Origin of the sequence: Endozoicomonas sp. ALD040 (genome assembly GCF_049275945.1) — a bacterium.
Classification (GTDB): Bacteria; Pseudomonadota; Gammaproteobacteria; order Pseudomonadales; family Endozoicomonadaceae; genus Endozoicomonas_A.
In genome coordinates this window covers 1,019,878-1,039,206 of sequence record NZ_CP184829.1, presented here as the reverse complement: position 1 = coordinate 1,039,206, position 19,329 = coordinate 1,019,878, and the positions used below count along the sequence as shown (strand labels likewise).

At 48.8% G+C, this 19,329-nt stretch carries 15 protein-coding genes; 3 read left to right on the top strand and 12 right to left on the bottom strand.

The annotated features are described in order from the left end of the window. Positions 1–193: 193 nt before the first annotated feature. The 5 genes from ACOJUN_RS03760 to focA form a co-directional block, all read right to left on the bottom strand. The gene (locus ACOJUN_RS03760; RefSeq protein WP_422135331.1) at positions 194–1,177 is read right to left on the bottom strand and encodes a transposase; all 984 of its coding nucleotides are present in this window, start codon (positions 1,175–1,177) and stop codon (positions 194–196) included. Positions 1,178–1,266: 89 nt separating this feature from the next. Next, positions 1,267–1,389, bottom strand: coding sequence for a hypothetical protein (locus ACOJUN_RS03755; protein WP_422135330.1), 123 nt, complete (start codon positions 1,387–1,389; stop codon positions 1,267–1,269). Between the two features lie 145 nt (positions 1,390–1,534). After that, a complete protein-coding gene (gene parE, locus ACOJUN_RS03750) occupies positions 1,535–3,424 on the bottom strand; it encodes a DNA topoisomerase IV subunit B (protein WP_422135329.1) in 1,890 nt (629 codons plus the stop codon). 133 nt (positions 3,425–3,557) lie between these two features. Next, positions 3,558–4,937 carry an MFS transporter gene (locus ACOJUN_RS03745; RefSeq protein ID WP_422135328.1) on the bottom strand — a complete coding sequence of 460 codons (1,380 nt, stop codon included), beginning with the start codon at positions 4,935–4,937 and terminating at the stop codon, positions 3,558–3,560. 298 nt (positions 4,938–5,235) lie between these two features. After that, positions 5,236–6,123, bottom strand: coding sequence for a formate transporter FocA (focA, locus tag ACOJUN_RS03740; RefSeq protein WP_422135327.1), 888 nt, complete (start codon positions 6,121–6,123; stop codon positions 5,236–5,238). A gap of 346 nt (positions 6,124–6,469) precedes the next feature. On the opposite strand from focA, the gene ACOJUN_RS03735 reads away from it, so the two are divergent. Beyond that, positions 6,470–6,964: a hypothetical protein gene (locus tag ACOJUN_RS03735; RefSeq protein ID WP_422135326.1), complete on the top strand. Its 495-nt coding sequence runs from the start codon at positions 6,470–6,472 to the stop codon at positions 6,962–6,964. 86 nt (positions 6,965–7,050) lie between these two features. On the opposite strand, the gene ACOJUN_RS03730 is transcribed toward ACOJUN_RS03735, so the two are convergent. Both ACOJUN_RS03730 and ACOJUN_RS03725 read right to left on the bottom strand, forming a co-directional pair. After that, positions 7,051–8,535, bottom strand: a complete 1,485-nt coding sequence (locus ACOJUN_RS03730) for a S41 family peptidase (protein WP_422135325.1) — start codon at positions 8,533–8,535, stop codon at positions 7,051–7,053. Positions 8,536–8,906: 371 nt separating this feature from the next. Then, complete coding sequence (locus ACOJUN_RS03725; protein ID WP_422135324.1) at positions 8,907–10,055, bottom strand: murein hydrolase activator EnvC family protein; 1,149 nt, start codon at positions 10,053–10,055, stop codon at positions 8,907–8,909. A gap of 246 nt (positions 10,056–10,301) precedes the next feature. Between ACOJUN_RS03725 and ACOJUN_RS03720 the strand changes: the two genes are divergently transcribed. Beyond that, the gene (locus ACOJUN_RS03720) at positions 10,302–11,249 is read left to right on the top strand and encodes an MBL fold metallo-hydrolase (RefSeq protein WP_422137040.1); all 948 of its coding nucleotides are present in this window, start codon (positions 10,302–10,304) and stop codon (positions 11,247–11,249) included. A gap of 39 nt (positions 11,250–11,288) precedes the next feature. Here ACOJUN_RS03720 and ACOJUN_RS03715 read toward each other — a convergent pair whose 3' ends face one another. The 4 genes from ACOJUN_RS03715 to ACOJUN_RS03700 form a co-directional block, all read right to left on the bottom strand. Further along, on the bottom strand, positions 11,289–12,734 hold the full coding sequence (locus ACOJUN_RS03715) for a hypothetical protein (RefSeq protein WP_422135323.1): 1,446 nt from the start codon (positions 12,732–12,734) through the stop codon (positions 11,289–11,291). 260 nt (positions 12,735–12,994) lie between these two features. Further along, positions 12,995–14,434 carry a hypothetical protein gene (locus tag ACOJUN_RS03710; RefSeq protein WP_422135322.1) on the bottom strand — a complete coding sequence of 480 codons (1,440 nt, stop codon included), beginning with the start codon at positions 14,432–14,434 and terminating at the stop codon, positions 12,995–12,997. A gap of 286 nt (positions 14,435–14,720) precedes the next feature. After that, a complete protein-coding gene (locus ACOJUN_RS03705; RefSeq protein ID WP_422135321.1) occupies positions 14,721–15,026 on the bottom strand; it encodes a HigA family addiction module antitoxin in 306 nt (101 codons plus the stop codon). A gap of 197 nt (positions 15,027–15,223) precedes the next feature. Then, positions 15,224–16,687: a hypothetical protein gene (locus ACOJUN_RS03700; protein ID WP_422135320.1), complete on the bottom strand. Its 1,464-nt coding sequence runs from the start codon at positions 16,685–16,687 to the stop codon at positions 15,224–15,226. Between the two features lie 239 nt (positions 16,688–16,926). Here ACOJUN_RS03700 and ACOJUN_RS03695 point away from each other — a divergent pair, with 239 nt between their 5' ends. Next, on the top strand, positions 16,927–17,547 hold the full coding sequence (locus ACOJUN_RS03695) for an FKBP-type peptidyl-prolyl cis-trans isomerase (RefSeq protein ID WP_422135319.1): 621 nt from the start codon (positions 16,927–16,929) through the stop codon (positions 17,545–17,547). Between the two features lie 61 nt (positions 17,548–17,608). Here the strand turns inward: ACOJUN_RS03695 and gpmM are convergent, their stop codons facing one another. Beyond that, positions 17,609–19,138 carry a 2,3-bisphosphoglycerate-independent phosphoglycerate mutase gene (gene gpmM, locus ACOJUN_RS03690; RefSeq protein WP_422135318.1) on the bottom strand — a complete coding sequence of 510 codons (1,530 nt, stop codon included), beginning with the start codon at positions 19,136–19,138 and terminating at the stop codon, positions 17,609–17,611. Positions 19,139–19,329 lie beyond the last annotated feature (191 nt).

Below are 19,329 nucleotides of genomic sequence, written 5' to 3'. Positions count from 1 at the left end.
AACAAGACATTCAAAAATTGTATTCCCAAAAAGGATCAGAAAATCTATCTTCAAGTAGCGTATCATCGAACTACACATCGCCATCCAACGAAAAGAGGCTGTTCAAGCCATAATTCAGACAATGCAAATTCATTCCGACATGAGTCGAAGAGAGATAAAGAGAGGGTCTTTGACGTCTTAACTGACTTCTACGCTAACCTATCATATACAAACGACTACAGACATTTAAACCTCGAAGCCACTTCTGTCCGGCTTCAATTGCATAAGCCTTCATCGCCTCCAGACGGCCAACTGCCCGATAAAAACGATTATTCCATTGCATGGTTTTCAGCCACTCATCCGGATCAATTTCCAGTCTTTCAAGAATACGAGGGATATGCGACGGAATGGAACCTTTCTTATCTGTTCTGACAATGCGACCACTCCAGTCAACCAGTTCCAGATAGTCGTGAAGAAGGTAGGGAAGGGCAACGTCCGTATTCTGGCCCTGCGAACAAAAAGGTTTCAGGGTCAGCGGCTGCTTTTTAGTCTCAGAATGTGTAACCTGCTCCACGCGTTCCTGAATCGACGTGTAGTCTGATGCTTCCGGTGTTTCCACCTTTCCAGCCCGAATCGGATTCAAGTCAACATAGGTCATGCAGGTCAGTAAGGCTGCTTCGTCCAGCAATGCCTGGCTTTTAAAACGACCTTCCCAGAAGCGTCCTTTACACTCGTCTTCTTTATTGGCCTCACGAGCAAGATGTTCATTCAGGCAGCGCATAAACCAGCTGATATCCGTTAAACGACGCCGGTATTCCTCAGCATATTCATCAATACGGGCCAATTCAGCGCTGCCCAGTTTGTCAGCGGCCAGATGCCTTTGCACCAGAGGTGGACCTCTGAACAAGGTCGTCCAACGATGCAGCACTTCATTCCGTGACCAGCTCCTGGCAGATGACTGATTGATGTGCAAAACCACATGATAATGATTCGACATGACAGCGTAAGCGCAAACTTCGATAGCAAAGACTGCAACCAGTTCCTGAAGTTTATCCACCACCCATTGGCGGCGATGCTCGTAGTTCTTGCCAGTCAGGTGGTTCTCTCCACAGAGGTAAGCCTGACGAACACATCTTGCCATGCAGTGGTAATAAGGCGTTGAGCCGGGGTCAATCAGAGTATTGCGGGCCTGAGCCATGAACTCACCTGTCTGGGTAAAAAATCAGTGGTGGGTGAAAAAGTAGACCAGGTGGATGGGAAAGCAAATTTATGGGTGTCTTTTTTTCTCTAGGTAGATGGGAAAGCAAATTTATGGGTGTCTTTTTTTCTTCTCGCCAGATCAGCAGGAGCCATCCCGGCACGCTCCCGGGCCCAATGGACGATCTCCGGATTGATCATGGCTTCGTTCATTATTGGCGTCCATCGTGTAATGGTTGGAACGGTATCATTATGAATATTTCATCGGTAGGTGTTATTAGAGGTTGACTGCCAACCTCCAAAACAGATCTCAAGCACACTCTGGTTGTTTAAGTAATCTTTACCTAAAAATCCACACTCAGGAAATCTCCACCAAATCCCCCTTAGCCTCCAGCCAGCTCTTGCGATCGCCAGCCCGTTTTTTGGCCAGTAGCATGTCCATCTCTTCATGGGTCAGCTCAAAGTCTTCCAGCGTTAACTGAACCAAACGACGAGTGTCGGCAGACATGGTGGTTTCACGAAGCTGTAACGGGTTCATTTCACCCAGACCCTTGAAACGCTGTACGTTGACTTTGCCCCGTTTCTTTTCGGCCCTGATTCGTTCCAGAACGCCTTCTTTTTCTGCTTCATCGAGAGCGTAGTAAACTTCTTTGGCGACATCGATTCGGTAAAGGGGAGGCATGGCTACATAGATATGTCCCTGTTCTACCAAAGCTCTGAAGTGTTGTACAAACAGTGCACAGAGTAGCGTGGCAATGTGCAGACCATCAGAGTCGGCATCCGCCAGGATGCAGATTTTACCGTAGCGCAGACCGTCGAGTTTGTCTGAACCGGGGTCAACGCCCAAGGCTACAGAAATATCATGAATTTCACGAGAGGCCAGTACTTCGCTCGAATCCACTTCCCAGGTGTTCAGGATTTTACCGCGCAGTGGCAGAATCGCCTGATATTCACGATCCCTGGCCTGTTTTGCAGAGCCCCCTGCAGAATCACCCTCGACCAGGAACAATTCGGTGTAATTCAAATCCTGGCTTGAACAGTCTGCCAGCTTTCCGGGCAGGGCAGGTCCCTGAGTGATTTTTTTACGGGCTACTTTTTTGGACTTGCGCATCCGCTTCTGGGCGTTATTGATGCACAGTTCTGCCAGCAGCTCACCCTCTGCATGGTGCTGGTTGAGCCAGAGACTGAAAGCATCTTTGGCAACGCCGGAAATAAAGGTAGCGCATTCTCTTGAGGACAGACGTTCTTTGGTTTGACCTGAGAATTGCGGGTCAGCCAGTTTGGCTGAGAGAACGTAGGAGCAGTTTTCCCAGATATCGTCCGGGCCCAGTTTGATGCTTTTAGGTAAGAGGTTACGGAATTCACAGAATTCGCGAATCGCTTCCAGCAAGCCGGTTCTTAAACCATTGACGTGTGTCCCGCCCAGGGGAGTTGGAATCAGGTTGACGTAACTTTCTGTCAGCAATTCACCACCTTCAGGAAGCCATTGTACTGCCCAGTCTACCGCTTCTTTTTCACCCTGCAGTGAACCTGTGAAAGGTTCCTGTGGCAGGGTTTCGTATTCCCGGGTCGAACCTTTCAGGTAGTCGGTGAGGCCATCTTCATAGTACCACTCATCGCTATCGCCGGTGTGGTGATCGACAAACTCGATGTTCAGGCCGGGGCAGAGTACGGCTTTGGCACGCAGTACGTGCTTGAGTTTGTTGACCGAGAATTTGGCTGAATCAAAGTAGCTGGCATCGGGCCAGAAACGAACTGTCGTGCCGGTATTGCGACGTCCACAGGTGTCGATCTCGTGCAGATCCTGGTCTTTGTAGCCATCCCTGAAGGTAATCAGGGAGACTTTTGCATCTCTGCGAACAGTGACTTCAAGACGTGTCGACAGTGCGTTAACAACCGATACCCCCACTCCGTGCAGACCACCAGAGAACTGGTAGTTCTTGTTGGAGAATTTACCACCGGCGTGCAGCCGGGTCAGGATCAGCTCTATGCCGGTTATTCCGTGTTCCGGATGAATATCCGTGGGCATACCCCGGCCATCATCAGTGACTTCCAGAGAGTTATCCTTGTGCAGGATAACCTTGATCTTGCTGGCAAACCCGGCCAGCGCCTCGTCGACACTGTTGTCGATGATTTCCTGAGCCAAATGGTTGGGCCGGGTTGTGTCTGTGTACATGCCCGGACGTTTGCGAACCGGGTCCAGGCCACTGAGTACCTCAATGGCTTCCGCTGTATAGTCGTTACGCATGAAATCCTTGTTGGGTCTGATTGCGCGTTAACTCATAAGTGTACCTAAAGCCTTGGCGTTAGTCAGTGTTGAGAGCACCTTATCATTGTTATGGGTATTTGTTCTCGGGATTTTAGTTCAGGGAAGACCTTTTTTATTTTGATGAAAGGGTCATGGATTGCGGTGTGGTCGGGCTGAACTCGAACGTAGGGTCAGGGTGCCTGTTTTCCCATAGCCAGAGCAGTAAAAGCAATAGCAGAGCCAGGAAGCTGGCACCGGCTAGCAGTTGGAAGCAGGCATCCCAGCCGTAGAGGTCGAGTACTTTTCCAAGTAACAGGTTGGCGGAAGTGGCTCCGAAAATATAGCCAAAGAGACCACAGAAACCGGCCGCAGTGGCTGCAAAGGGCAAAGGTACCAGATCAATAATATGAACGTGTACCAGCATGACCGGGCCGTAGATTAAAAAGCCGGTGGAGATCAGCGAGAGTACGGCGTGAGTGGTGTCGCCCGGTGGTGAGTTCCAGTATGCAATGACCGAAATGAGTACCAGTGCCATAAAAAGTGCATTCATGGGAGCACGCTTGCCTTTGAAGTGCTTATCGCTCACGTAGCCGCAAATAAGGGTTCCGGGAATAGCGGCGTACTCAAAAGCGAAGAAAGCCCAGCTGGAGGCGTTGAAGCTAAAGCCTTTGGTTTCTGTCAGGTAGACTGGAGCCCAATCAATAACACCGTAACGAATGAAATAAGTGCAGGCGTTCACGACGGCCAGAATCCAGAGCGGTGGCAGAGTCAGGCAATGCTGGCTGAACAGCTGAAGCGTTCGGACAAAGGACGTCTTGTGTCGTTCTATCTCCAGTTCTTCCGGCAATTCCGCAGAAGGCGACGGTAGCTGACATTGAGAAGGTCTGTCCCGTAAGAGCAGATACCCCAGTATGGCAATAATGATGGCTATAAAAGCTGGAACGAAGAACTTGCTTTGCCAGCTACCGAAGAGTGTTACTGCCAAGATGGCAATGGGCCCCAGCAGGCCGCAGCCGACATTATGCGACAGGTTCCAAATGCTCATGGCTGTGCCACGCTCTTGCCTGACGAACCAGTGAGCAATCAGTTTGGCACTGCATGGCCATCCTGAACCCTGTATACAGCCATTGAGGGCCAGGGTGATCACTATCATTATCAGCGGGAACTGAAGCAATGGTGAAAAGCCAAGAACCAGAGAGAGTATCGCCGAGCCCAGAAGGCACAAAGGCATTAACTTTCGGACATCGATACGGTCTGCCAGATATCCCATGGCCAGATTGCTGATTCCATAACTGAGGGCCAGCGCTGATAGCGCCATTCCGAGTTCAGATTTGCTGTAGCCTTCTGAAATCAGGTCGGGCATGACCATGACAAAGTTTTTCCGAACCAGGTAATAGGCCGAATAAGATAGAAAAGCCCCGAGCAGAATCTGCAATCTTAATCTTGAATAGCGTTCGTGCTGCTCTTTGGAGTAGCCATCAGGGACAACAGAGCATTTAAGGAAAGATCTCATGAAAACTTCCATGAACTTTTAAGAAAGAGTGGAACACGTCAGGATAGAAGGGGCCGAAAAAACAAAGGTGGCAGTGTTTTTACGGAAAAAAAATCTTTTACCAGCGGAGGAGACGAAAGATTATCTTTGTCGTTCATCTGTTCAGACTCAAAGTCAACTTAGGGAATAATGTAGCACCATTCAGAAAAAACGCCTGTCGAATTAAAGTCTTATAAGGGTGATGTCATGAAAACCAGATATAAGACCACTGTGGTTGAGCAGGGAGGCTGCGTCAATGCAGCCTTATCTTAATGAGGGCTCAGTCACGTTCGCGAAGGTGAACAAACCAGTAGCTCAGACCTACCATGACACCACCACCAATAATGTTGCCGATGGTTGCAGGGATGATATTCATGACAATCATGTTGAAGGCAGTGATATTGCTGAAAGAGTCAGCACTATAGCCTGTGGCTGCCCAGAATTCAGGCGAGGCAATGTTTTTGATCAGCAAGCCCATAGGCAGCAGGAACATGTTGGCAATGGAGTGCTCAAATCCGGCTGCCAGGAAGCAGGCGACGGGTAATGTGCAAGCGAGCATTTTTCCGGCTGCAGAACGTGCGCTCAGAGTCATCCAGTAAGTGAGACAGACAACAAGATTACAGAGGATACCCAGCATCATGGCCTGAATGAAATTGTGACCCATTTTGGCATTGGCAATGTACATGTAGTTGATGCCTACCTCACCATGAGCGCCCTGGTATTGACTCACTCCCATGAGCATGACCACCATGAAAAAGGCACCGGTCATGTTACCGAAGTAGACCAGTGCCCAGTTCCTGGTGATCTGGGCTATGTTGAGACGACGGGTGGCGCGACCCATCAGCAACAGGGTATTACTGGTAAACAGTTCGGCTCCACAGAGTACGACCATCATCAGACCCATGCTGAAAGTCAGTCCACCGACCAGCTTGGTCATACCATAGGGCAGGCCCTCTGTTCCTGTGGTGACGATGGTGTAAAACATGCCCGCCAGAGAGATAAAAATACCGGCCAGAACGGCAAGGACAAAGGTCACTTCAGGGTGCTTTTGAGTTTTACCCACAGCGGCGTCTTCTGCCAGACGGGCAATTTCAGAAGGAGGTACGCAGCCAGATTGTGGGTTGTTGTCGGTTTGCATGTCGGGGTCCAGAAGGGAAAGAACGGCCAAACTTAATGACCATGAGCGATTGAAGCTATTTCTCGTAAAGCTATTTCGAGTAAAACTATTTCGAGTAAAACTATTTCGAGTAAAACTATTTCGAGTAAAACTATTTCTCGTCACCCATCGTTGATGAAAATGGTGAGAAGTTTTTTCATTAAGAAAAGATAGTTTATCAATATGGGAGTCAGATGATCAGAAGGAGAATTCGTGAGTTGCTTTCAGGATTCACTCGTTGAATGGTTGACTTGCTTCGGCTTTTCCGGAGAGGATAGGGGAAAGATCCCTGTTCCAAATCGTGATTCCCGGAGAAAGGATAATGAACGGCGGTCCTTCAATCTTCGCAGTCTGCATCATGCTTTCCGTAAATACTCTGGCAGATGATGCCGACTTTATCCCTGTAGAAACCGGCGGTGAGGTTTTGAGCAGCCAACAACCAGCAAGCAGCCACACTTTTGGTCTTCGTGCTTATTCGTTGATCGGTGATGGTCTTTCTGTTCCCGATACTCACAGCTCTGCTTCAAAAAACGGTCTGTTGATTGATTACTACCCCTTTGAAAGTGGCTTCAGGGTCTCTGCAGGAGCATTTTCGGGTGACTCGAAGAAACTGGGGAAGGCCTATTTTTCTGGTGAAGGGCAGCAAGCCTATGTCGGTGTCGGTTGGAAAAAACTTCTTGATGATGCAAAACGAGTCGATCTCAGTGTTGACTTAGGTACTTTTCTGGACACAGGGCCTGAAGCGGTAGAGAGCACTGTTTCGGAGTCTACAGCCAACACGTTATTGCAACGTACCAGGTCTGACAGTAGAGATCAGCCTGTCATCAGTCTGGGGATTGAATTCAGGTTCTGAAATGCGGTGAATGCATCTGGCTTTCTGTTTTTTAATGGCTTGTAAAAAAACCGTCTGAACGGTTCCAGACGGTTTTTTTACGAAGCTTAAAGAGTCGTTGCTGTTTTTATAGTCTCTTTGGGTTCTTCGGCCAATGCAGAGGGCTTTTTCTTGTCCCGGGTAGCATTTATATGAATGCCCTTAAGAACATTGAGAGCCTGGCTTAACTGATAATCTTGCTCGGCCAGAGAACCCGACTCGTCCTTCTGCTTGTCTTTGAGCTGTTTGCTTTTCTTGTGTTTGCCTTTTTCAGTCTTTTTATTGCCGTTGGTAAGATGACCCTGCAAGTCCGCCTCCTTGTAATCGGATACGTCTTCTTCAGGTGTCACTTTAGCCCTTGGTACAAAAATATCAGGCTTTATACCCTCGGCCTGAATTGAACGACCATTGGGCGTGTAATAGAGAGCCGTAGTAAGTTTCAGACCTTTCTCTTTATTATTTCTCAGAGGTAGTACGGTTTGAACGGAGCCTTTGCCGAAAGATTCGGTGCCGACCAGAACGGCTCTGTGATGGTCTTGCAGGGCTCCAGCGACGATTTCAGAAGCCGATGCTGAACCACCATTGATCAGCACTACCAGGGGCATACCTTCGGAAGGATCATCTTTGCTGGCTTTAAAGCTGAGCTGAGAGTTGGGGATATTTCCTTTGGTGTAGACGATCAGTCCTTCTTTGATAAAGGCGTCTACAACTCCCACTGCTGACTGAAGAACACCGCCGGGGTTATTTCGAAGATCCAGTACCAGACCTTTCAGTTTCCCGTTCTGAGATTTTTTGAGTTTGTTAAGGTGTTCAACCAGCTCCTTGTCAGACTCAGACTGGAACTGGCTCAGGCGAATGTAACCATAGCCATCCTCAAGAACCCGGGACTTGACACTCTGTACTTTGATGATGTCGCGTTTGACAACCAGGTTGATGGGTTTGGGCGCCCCTTCACGAACTATCGTTAACTTGATAGGCTCTCCGGGCTTGCCACGCATCTTATCGACAGACTCCATCAGAGTCATACCTTTCACGGAAGTGTCATCCAGCTTGATGATCAGGTCGCCTGCCTTTACACCGGCTTTCTGGGCCGGGGTGTCATCAATAGGAGCGATGACCTTGATAAAACCATTTTCCATTCCGACTTCGATACCCAGTCCGCCAAACTTGCCGGAGGTATTGATTTCAAGTTCTTTAAATTCGTCTGGTTTCAGGTAAGAGGAATGGGGGTCCAGGCCTGAAACCATACCCTGGATGGCATTATCCAGAAGCGTCTTGTCATCTATATCTTCAACATAGGCACTTTTGATAAGTTGCAGGGCCTCGGTGAAGGTACGCAATTCTTCCAGTGGCAGTGCGCCTTTCTTCTCTTCCTTTGCCGCTTTGTCATCGGCTTCTGACTCGGCGGGTTCAACCGCTGCCGGGGCGGGCTTATCTCCCCGGTCAACAGGGGCTGACCAGCCTTGCAGGGCAAACCCGGATGCCAATGCCAGCACAGCGGCTTTTATCCATTGTGGCATCGGCTGCCGGGAAGTAGAAAAAGATGTTGTCATGAATTCTCCCTGCACATTTATGGTGAAAATGCCGCTATTTCTGATCCTGCGGCAATGTTCGTGGTTTGGATGGTCCGGCATCCCGGTGGTCCGGCATTCCGGTGGTCCGGCATCCCGGTGGTCCGGCATCCCGGTGGTCCGGCATTCCGGTGGTCCGGCATTCTGGTGGTCCGATTCCGGTGGCCGACATCCCGGTGGTCCGGTACTGAAGTATAGGCAGCTTTATTTAACAGACTGCGCTGTGCACTGTCTTTCAAGCTCCAGGTTCAGCCGGAAAAATAAGGGATAAGAAAACCCAAAGCTCTCTGTTTTATCGGTTCAACCCACCGTTTCTGCAATCTTTTATGGGACGATGTTTTATGATTCCTCTGTTACAATTTTGATAACCATGGAACTGGATTCTGCGGTTTTCCCCTGTGTCGGATTTCCAGATAGACTCCGGGTTCGTTCTGCCCCCCTGACTGACCGCTGAGTGCCAGTTCCTCTCCGGCCAGAACTGTCTCACCTTCTTTCTTCAGTAGCCATTGGTTGTGTGCGTACAGCGACAGGTAGTGATTACCATGGTCTACAATAATCAGCTGACCGTAACCTCTTAGCCAGTTAGAAAAAATGACAGTGCCGTCGTGTATGGCATTGACTTTGGTTCCGGCTTTTACCGAAATAAGAATCCCCTTCCAGCGAATTCGAGTATCTGGTCGCTGCTGGTTGAAACCGTACAAAACCCGACCTTTAACCGGCCAGGAAAGTTTTCCCCTGGACTGCTGAATAGGAGAACTGGCTGGTTTTCTGGCAGCCAGTTGGGCCAGAAGTGCCTGCAGCTGTTGCTTTTGTCGATTGAGGGAGTCCAGCTCCCGGTCATTGCTTTTGAATTGATCATTGATTCTGGAGATTAACTGCTTCCGGTCATTTCTGGATTTAATCAACCGGTCCTGTTTTTGGGTAAGGTCCGCTTGCTGTTTTTCCAGTCTGTCGTTCAGAGCCTGCTGCTGTTGTCTGTTGTCTTCTATGTCGGTCAGCGTTTTCTCGAAAGCTTCGATAGCCTCCAGCTGAGCTTTCTGAAGATGCTTCAGGTAGGTCAGGTGTCTGGATACTTCTTCCGGATCTTCCTGATTCAATAGTAACTTCAGCCGATTGTCGCGGCTGGCAAAATAAATGGAGCGTACACTGTTGGCGATGCGACTTTTTTCTTTATTTTTCTGCGCCGTCAGAGCCTGCTGACGGCTTTCGAGCTTTTTTATGTCGGCTTGCCCCTGCTCAAGAGCTTTTTCTATTTTACGAATAGAGTTTTGCAGCTGGCTTATTTCTGTTTCGGTAGATTGCAAGTGCCTCTCGGCAGATGAGCGTTCGTTGTTGAGCTTGTCCAGCAGCTTTTTCAGATGTTTAATGTCCCCGTTGATCGCCTCCAGCTGAGTCTGGGGTGATTCTTTTTCCACGGATTCTGCGTGGGCCGTTCCGCTGTTCATAAAATTGAACAGAGTCAGGACTACGGCGAACATCAGGTTTGCAGCCGTGATTCTCATACTCAAATGCCATTGATTTTTTTAGTAGATGTTTCAGTATGCCCTGAATGATCGGGCTTTCACATACTTATATGCAGGTTGCTTCCGATTTGTTTTCCGCTCCCTGTAACGTGTTATGCTGTTTCAAAAGCAGAAAGACGGCATAACCCATCTGGGAATACTGTGCAGGTAAACGACGATTTTATGAGATTTACTTTTCTCGGAACCTCGGCAGGGTCTCCTACCGCAGACAGAAATGTGACCGCAATGGCCCTGGCTCTGGATGAAAGTCGAGACTGGTATCTGGTTGATTGTGGTGAAGGAACTCAGCAGCGACTGTTGATAAAGAGCCCTCAGCAGATAGAAAGCCCTCAGCGAACAAAGAACCGTTACACGCTGTCCAATCTTGCAGGTATTTTCATTACCCACGTTCATGGTGACCATATTTTTGGATTGCCAGGCTTGATCACCAGTGCCAGTATGCAGGGCAGGAGAGCCCCCTTAACAATCTGTGCACCAGAAGGCGTGGAAAGTTTTGTCAGACACTCACTCAAATGTGCTGCCGTTCGCAATATGCCCTTTGAACTGAATTTTATTCGCAGTGATCAATCGGGTTTTCACTTTCAGGATAAGAATTTTAAAGTGACTTCCCATGAGCTGTCCCATCGCGTTCCCAGCTATGCCTATCGCTTCGCAGAGAAGCCTGTAATGCAATCAATGGATCAGGACAAACTGGAAGCGTTGGGCGTGCCAAGGGGAGCGCTTTGGGGTGCATTGCAAAATGGCAATAGTGTCACCTCACCGGATGGCAGGGTTATTCATCCTCGAGATGTAAGGCAGCCGCCCCGGTCAGGCAGGGTGGCTATTATTGGTGGGGATAATGACCAGCCTGATCTGCTGATAGACGCCATGAAAGGTGTTGATGTGCTGGTGCATGAAGCCACCTTTACGGAACCTGTTCTGAAAAAAGTCGGACCCCAATATATGCACAGTACCGCCAGAATGGTGGGTGAAGCAGCGGAAAAAGGTGGAGTCAGTCATATCATCCTGACTCACATCAGTGGTCGTTATCGAAAACATGCGTCTGACTTTGCCTCATCGGTTGAAGCACTCAGAAGCGAAGCTCAATCGGTTTTCAGTGGGCAGATTGAGTTGGCTGAAGATTTTGCCTGTTGGGCTTTGGACAGGGAAAGAAAACTGACTCGAATGGAATAACGCGGAAGAGCTTTATAGCACCTCTCCCGCTTATCGGTCTCAGTGATTAGCCTGACGGAGTGAGTGCATAACCCTCAGGGCCCCAGCCGCTATCAATTGATCAGTCTCCTGCTTGTTGATGTAGGAGTAAGTCAGCCCCCATTCCTTAAAGCGTTCTCTGAATAAGGCATTGACAAAATCAATCTCGTTGATTTCGGCGTACTCTCCCAGAAAGTAAACATGGGGCGGATTGGATTTTCCCTTTTCTTCCGCTTTGGCGATCATGCCTGCAGCACGTTTCTGGATCTCTCTCAGAGTGGGTTCCATGGTGGCTTTCATATGGTCAACATACCACTCTTTGAGAGCCACTGGTGCTTCTGAATCCTGTAGTCTGAGTAACAGGATTCTATGGCCCAGCTCATTTTTTCTCTTGCGTTGGGAATAGCGGTCAAAGAACTCAGAGGTTGATGCCTCTGAATCAATATTTTGCTTCAGATAGAAGTAGGCAGCGATCTTGTCTGCTTGCAGTTTCAGCTCTTCCATACAGGTTTTTGTTCCTTCAAGACAAGCATATGCATCTGAAGTAATCTCCTGGAACTGTTGGTCAGACTTGTATTCTTCCCATCGTTTCATCTTTGCCCGACATGTCTGTAAATTGTCTTTGCAATCTGTTTCGGTATTGATAAAAAACTCGTCACTGGCGAAGGCGCCAATGCTGTGAACGCTGCCACTGGGAATGGATTTGGGGGGCTTGCGTGGCTTGGGAACCCTCATTACTGGCATCTTGAAACTATCTCTGAAATCCTCTTTGCTATCTCTATAGAACATTTTCATATCAACGGTTTTTAAGGTTCCCTGCTCCATGGAGCACACCAGATCGTAGGTGGTTTTAAAAACGAACAGCTCATCTTCAGCGTTCATCAGTTTCATAGCTTCCCCGATCAATGCGGTATCGCGGGTAGTCCTGATGTCTGTCAGAGCTATTCCGCTATCCTGAAAGGTTTCCTTAATGGCAGTTTCTGCCTGTTTCTGAATGTCGATAACATCTTGTGGGTTAAAGAAGATGTGTAGTACATCTCCTTCTTTGGCCGTGGCGGCATCAAGGCCAGCCACTGCATAGAGGAACGAAGCGGGTGTTTTTGCAGGATTTATCCCCTTTTGGGCCAATACCGGCTTCTGCTCTGCAAGCATTTCCCGGGCCATTTTTCTGGCCACAGCCACAGCGTTTCGGGAGGGGTCATAATCACCGCTCTTCATGTCGGTGCGGGTTCGTTTGGAAGCAATGTTCCCAACATGATCCAGATACGCTTCGTCGATACTCATGTCCCGCTTGATCGAGACCAGAACTCTGGGTTTGTCATTGTCCAGACGCTGAACCAGATACATTTCGGCACGGGAATTCAAGCTCCAGAGTACATAGACCAGCTCTTCCTGAGCCTGGAGGATGGCACTGAAGCTTATGGAAAACAGGGCCACGAACAGAATAGGTACTTTTCTGATAATCATGAATTACTCCTTACAAATTCATAAAGACTCAAAGTTTAGACAGGAATTTCAGGCTTTTAGTTCCTTTGTTGTCGATATTCTTGTTTTATCAATACCTATGGTGTTAAGTCTGAAGTCGGGCAGGTTCGTGGTACAACCCATCGGGGGGGTAGTGAACAAAAGCATTAAGACTCAGATTATGGGCTCTGGACAGGGAAAGAAAACTGACTCAAATGGAATAACGCGGAAGGGCGTTATAGCACCTCTCCCGCTTATCGGGCTCAGCGATTAGCCTGACGGAGTGAGTCGATAATCCTCAGAGCTCCAGCCGCTATCAATTGATCAGTCTCCTGCTTGTTGATGTAAGAGTACTTCAGCCCCAAATTCTCAAGGAACTCTCTGAACAAGGCATTGACAAAATCAATCTCGATGATTTCGGCGTACTCCCCAAGAAAGTAGACATTGGGCGGATTGGATATTCCCTTTTCTGCCGCTTTGGCAATCATGTTTGCAGCGCGTTTCTTTATCTGTCTCAGAGTGGGTATCATGTTGTCTTTCATTTGAGCAACATACCACATTTTGAGAGCTGTTGGCGCTTTTGCATCCTGCAGTCTGAGCATCAGGATTTTGTAGCCCAGCTCATTATTTCTCTTGCGTTGCGAATAGCGGTCAAAGAACTCAGTGTCTGACGCCTCTGGATCAATTTGTTGTTTCAGATACTGGCGGCTTAGTATCAGTCGCTGTTCTATCAGACAGGCCTTTAAATCGGCGTCGCAGGCAGATAATTCTGAATCCATCTCCCGGTACTGTTGGAGAGAGATAGATTCTTCTGATTGTGCCAGTTTCTCTTTCCATTGTGTCTGCTTTGCCTTACATGCCGTATAAGTGTCTTCGCAATATGTTGTTTCGGCATTGGCAAAAAACTCGTCACTGGCGAAGGCCCCGATACTGTGAACGCTGCCACTTGGAAGGGGCAGTTTGGCAGCGATCATTGGCATGCTAAGGGTTTTAGCGGCACGCTCTATGTCATCCCTGTACAGCATTTTCATATCAACGGTTTTTAACTCGCCCTGTTCCATAGAACACAACACATCGTGGGTGGTTTTAAAAACGAACAGCTCATCTTCTGCGTTCATCAGTTTCATAGCTTCCCCGATCAATGCGGTATGGTGGGTAGTCCTGATGTCTGTCAGAGCTATTCCGCTACTCCGAAAGGTTTCCTTAATGGCTTTTTCTGCATGTTCCTGAACGACGATAACATCCTGTGGGTCATAGAAGACCTGCAGTAAATCTCCTTCTTTGGACGTGGCGGCATCAAAGCCAGCCACAGCATAGAGGAGCGAAGCGGGTGTTTTTGCAGGGTCTATCCCCTTTAGGGCCAATACCGGCTTCTGCTGTGCAAGCATTTCCCGAGCCATTTTTCTGGCCACAGCCACAGCGTTTCTAGAGGGGTCATAATTACCGCTCTCCATGTCGCTGCGGGTTCGTTTGGAAGCAATGTTTCCATCATGGTCCAGATACGCATCGTCGATGCTCATGTCCCGCTTGATCGAGACCAGAATTCTGGGTTTGTCATTGTCCAGACGCTGAACCAGATACATTTCGGCACGGGAATCCAGGCTCCAGAGTACATAGACCAGCTCTTCCTGAGCCTGGAGGATGGCACTGAAGCTTATGGAAAACAGGGCCACGAACAAAATAGGCACTTTCCTGATAATCATGAGTTACTCCTTATAAAATTGTTAAAGACTCGAAGATTGGACAGGAGTTTCAGGCTTTTAGTTCCGTTGTTGTCGACATTCTTGTTTTATGGTTTTAAGTCTTAAGTCGGGCAGGTTCGTGGTACAATGGCTTCCTTTCGCCGTAAGAATACTGAAAAGGCAGGCTTGTGGCGTCAGCTTGAGCGATGTGAATCGCTTACACCTGTTTCACCCAAAGTGAATAATTCAATGTCCGAATATACAAGTGTCGAAGAGCGCGTAAGTGGATGACTGTGCAGAATTCGTTTCAGCCGGTAGCCAGTTTTCCGACGGCCTGATAGCACTCATCATTACTGTTTTCCATTTCCCAAATATCCAGAGCATTTTGCATTCCGAGCCATACATCTACAGAGGTACCCAGAGCAATAGCCAGGCGCTTAGCCATATCCTTGCTGCATGGTATTCGTTCGTTCACGAAAGCGGATAAATGCTTTCTGGAAACATTCAGAACTTTTGCCGCTTCAGTGACCGAAAGATTCAAAGGCTCAAGCACATCCATTTTTACAATCTGTCCGGGATGGGTCGGCTTTCTGCTTCTGATTCTCTTGGACATAATTTCTTCCTCAGTGGTACTGCTCATAATCAACTCTGATTGCATCCTGCCCTTCAAACTCAAAGGTGATGCACCAAGGCCCGTTTACATGGACCAAGCGATTAAGACTCAGATTATGGGCTTTGGACAGGGAAAGAAAACTAACTCAAATGGAATAACGCGGAAGAGCTTTATAGCACCTCTCCCGCTTATCGGGCTTAGTGATTAGCCTGACGGAGTGAGTCGATAATCCTCAGAGCTCCAGCCACTATCAATTGATCAGTCTCCTGCTTGTTGATGTAGGAGTATGTCAGCCCCAAATTCTCAAGGAACTCTCTGAACAAGGCATTGACAAAATTAATCTCGATGATTTCGGCGTACTCCCCAAGAAAGTAGACATTGGGCGGATTGGATTTTCCCTTTTCTGCCGCTTTGGCAATCATGCTTGTAGCAAGTTTCTCTATCTGACTCAGAGTGGGTATCATGTTGTCTTTCATTTGATCAACGTACCACATTTTGAGAGCTGTTGGCGCTTCTGCATCCTGCAGTCTGAGCATCAGGATTTTGTAGCCCAGCTCATTATTTCTCTTGCGTTGCGAATAGCGGTCAAAGAACTCAGTGTCTGACGCCTCTGGATCAATGTGTAGTTTTAGATACTTGTGGCCTAGCAGCAGATCCACTTCTCCCAGACAGGTCTCTACATCGGCGTCGCAGGCAGATAATTCTGAATCCATCTCCTGATACTGTTGGGGAGAGATAGGTTCTTCCGATTGTGCCAGTTTCTCTTTCCATTGTGCCAGTTTCTCTTTCCATTGTGTCTGCTTTGCCTTACATGCCGTTAGAGTGTCTTTGCAAGATGTTATTGTTGTTTCGGTATTGGCAAAAAGCTCGTCACTGGCGAAGGCCCCGATGCTGTGAACGCTGCCACTGGGAACGGGTTTGGGAATCATCATTGGCATGCCAGGGGTTTCAGCGGCACGCTCCAAGTCATCACTGTACAGCATTTTCATATCGAGGGCTTCTAACTCGCCCTGCTCCATAGAACAGACCACATCGTAGGTGGTTTTAAAAACGAACAGCTCATCTTCTGCGTTCATCAGTTTCATAGCTTCCCCGATCAATGCGGTATGGTAGGTAGTCCTGATGTCTGTCAGAGCTATTCCGCTACTCTGAAAGGTTTCCTTAATGGCTTTTTCTGCATGTTCCTGAACGACGATAGCATCCTGTGGGTCATAGAAGATGTGTCGTAGATCTCCTTCTTTGGCCGTAGCGGCATCAAAGCCAGCCACTGCATAGAGGAACGAAATGGGTGTTTTTGCAGGGTCTATCCCCTTTTGGGCCAATACCGGCTTCTGCTCTGCAAGCATTTCCCGGGCCATTTTTCTGGCCACAGCCACAGCGTTTCGGGAGGGGTCATAATCCCCCCTCATCATGTCGGTGCGGCTTCGTTTGTAAGCAATGTTCCCAACATGGTCCAGATACGCATCGTCGATGTACATGTCCCGCTTGATCGAGACCAGAACTCTGGGTTTTTCATTGTCCAGACGCTGAACCAGATACATTTCGGCACGGGAATCCAGGCTCCAGAGTACATAGACCAGCTCTTCCTGAGCCTGGAGGATGGCACTAAAGCTTATGGATAACACGGCCACGAACAAAATAGGCATTTTCCTGATAATCACGAGTTACTCCTTATAAAATTGTTAAAGACTCGAAGTTCAGACAGAAGTTTCAGGCTTTTAGTTCCCCCGTTGTCGACATTTTTGTTTTACCAACACTTATGGTTTTAAGTCTGAAGTCGGGCAGGTTCGTGGTACAATGGCTTCCTTTCGCCGTAAGAATACTGAATAAGGCAGGCTTGTGGCGTCACCTTGAGCGATGTGAGTCGCTTACACCAGTTTCACCCAAAGTGAATAATTCAATGTCCGAATATACAAGTGTCGAAGAGCGCGTAAGCTATGGTATTGGCCGTCAAATGGGCGACCAGCTGGCCAGCAATCCTGTTGAAGGTCTGTCCATCGATGCCGTTCTGGCCGGTCTGGCTGACTCCCTGAATGGGGCTCCAAGTGCCGTTGAGCATTCTGCTCTGCAGGAAGCGTTCAATGAAATGCATCAGCGCATCCAGGCCAGGGAAGCCGAGAAAGCCAAGGAGCTGTCTGCTGAGGGTGAAAAGTTCCTGGCTGAAAATGCCAAGCGTGAGGAGGTTACTGTTACTGAATCAGGCCTGCAGTACGAAGTGCTGGTAGCCGGTGATGAGAATGGCGAAAAGCCGGGACCCAACTCCACTGTTCGCACTCACTACCATGGTACTTTGCTCAACGGTTCTGTGTTTGACAGTTCTGTTGATCGAGGTGAGCCTATCGAATTCCCCGTTAACGGCGTTATTGCAGGCTGGACAGAAGCCCTGCAGCTGATGACCGTCGGCTCCAAATGGAAACTGTTTATTCCATACAATCTGGCTTACGGTGCCCAGGGTGCAGGTGGTGCTATTGGCCCTTATGCAACTCTGGTCTTCGAAGTTGAGCTGCTGGCTGTCTCCTGACAACAGCTCTGGACTGGCAGCGTCCTGCTCCCAGTCCTGTTTTGCCAATATTCTGGAAGCATCAGCCCACCAGCGACTTACCGGTCATCTCTTCAGGTTGCTCGAGACCCATCAGGTCCAGCAGGGTAGGGGCAATGTCAGATAAAATACCGTCTTTCAAGTCAATGGCTTTGGGTCCAAAGTAAACGAGAGGGACCAGCTCGCAGGTGTGGGCTGTGTGAGCCTGACCGGTTTTAGGGTTAACCATCTGCTCAGCGTTACCGTGGTCGGCGGTAATCAGACACTGACCACCGGTTTCATCCAGCGCGGCAATAACTCTGCCAATGGCTTGATCGACGGCTTCCACGGCTTTCACAGCGGCATCAAAAACGCCGGTATGACCCACCATGTCGCAGTTAGCGTAATTGCAGACAATCAGGTCATGCTTGCCGCTCTTGATTTCAGCGACCAGTTTTTCAGTCACTTCCGGAGCGCTCATTTCAGGCTTGAGGTCGTAGGTGGCTACTTTGGGTGAAGCAACCAGAACTCTTTCTTCTCCTTTGTAAGGCTCTTCCCTGCCGCCACTGAAGAAGAAGGTGACGTGGGCATATTTTTCAGTCTCGGCAATACGCAGCTGTGTTTTACCCAGCTTTTCTATGTATTCACCCAAAGTATTAGGGAGTTCTGACGGTGGGTAGGCACAGATCGTATCGATGTTGGCAGCATACTGAGTCAGCATCACGAATCCGGCCATTGCGGGCTGTTTGGAGCGTGGGAAACCGTCAAAATCTTTTTCTACAAAGGCGCGGGTGATTTCACGGGCCCTGTCGGCACGGAAGTTCATGAACAGAACCGCATCACCGTCATTGATGGTGGCCGGGCTTTCACCAAGGGTGGTAGCTTTTACAAATTCGTCGTTCTCATCACGCTCATAAGCCGCATGCAGTCCTTCTACAGCAGTTTTGGCAGAAAAGTCTGCTTTGCCCAGAGTCATCAGGTCATAGGCTTCCCGGACTCGTTCCCAGCGGTTATCACGATCCATTGCGTAATAGCGACCGATCAGGCTGGCCACTCTGCCAATACCTTTTTCCTTCAGGAGAGCGTCGGCTTTTGCCAGAGAAGCTTCGGCGCTGCGTGGTGGTGTATCGCGGCCATCCAGAAATGCGTGAACATAGACTTCTTTGGCGCCTCGTTTGGCAGCCAGTTCCACCATGGCGTTGATATGATCTTCGTGACTGTGAACACCGCCAGGAGATAACAGTCCCATGATGTGAACCGCTTTTCCTGCTGAGACAGCTTTGTCGATAGTGTCTGTGAATGCTTTATTCTCGAAGAAGTCACCGTCCTTAATGGACTTTGTGATACGGGTAAAGTCCTGGTAAACCACCCGACCGGCACCGAGGTTCATGTGGCCGACTTCGCTGTTACCCATCTGACCATCGGGCAGGCCCACATCCATACCGGAGCCTGAGACAAAACTGAAAGGATGCTCCTTCTGGAGTCGGTCCATGACCGGTGTATTGGCAGCCAGGATAGCGTTGGAATCAGGTTCTTTTCGGTAACCATAACCATCGAGGATGATCAGGGCGGTGGTTTTGCGCTTGTCAGTCATGGATCAAACCTTGGGCATAAAGGCCAAAATGGTGGTCAAAATAGTGTCTTTGAAATACTGCTTTTGCGAACATTGCAGCTATTCTCAGAAACCGGGTTGAGCAGCATTTTTGGCTCAGGACTGTTTTGAGAGGTGAAGGCCATGAATTCTACCTGCTTTACGGCTGGTTTCCAGAGACAGATAGATAGAAA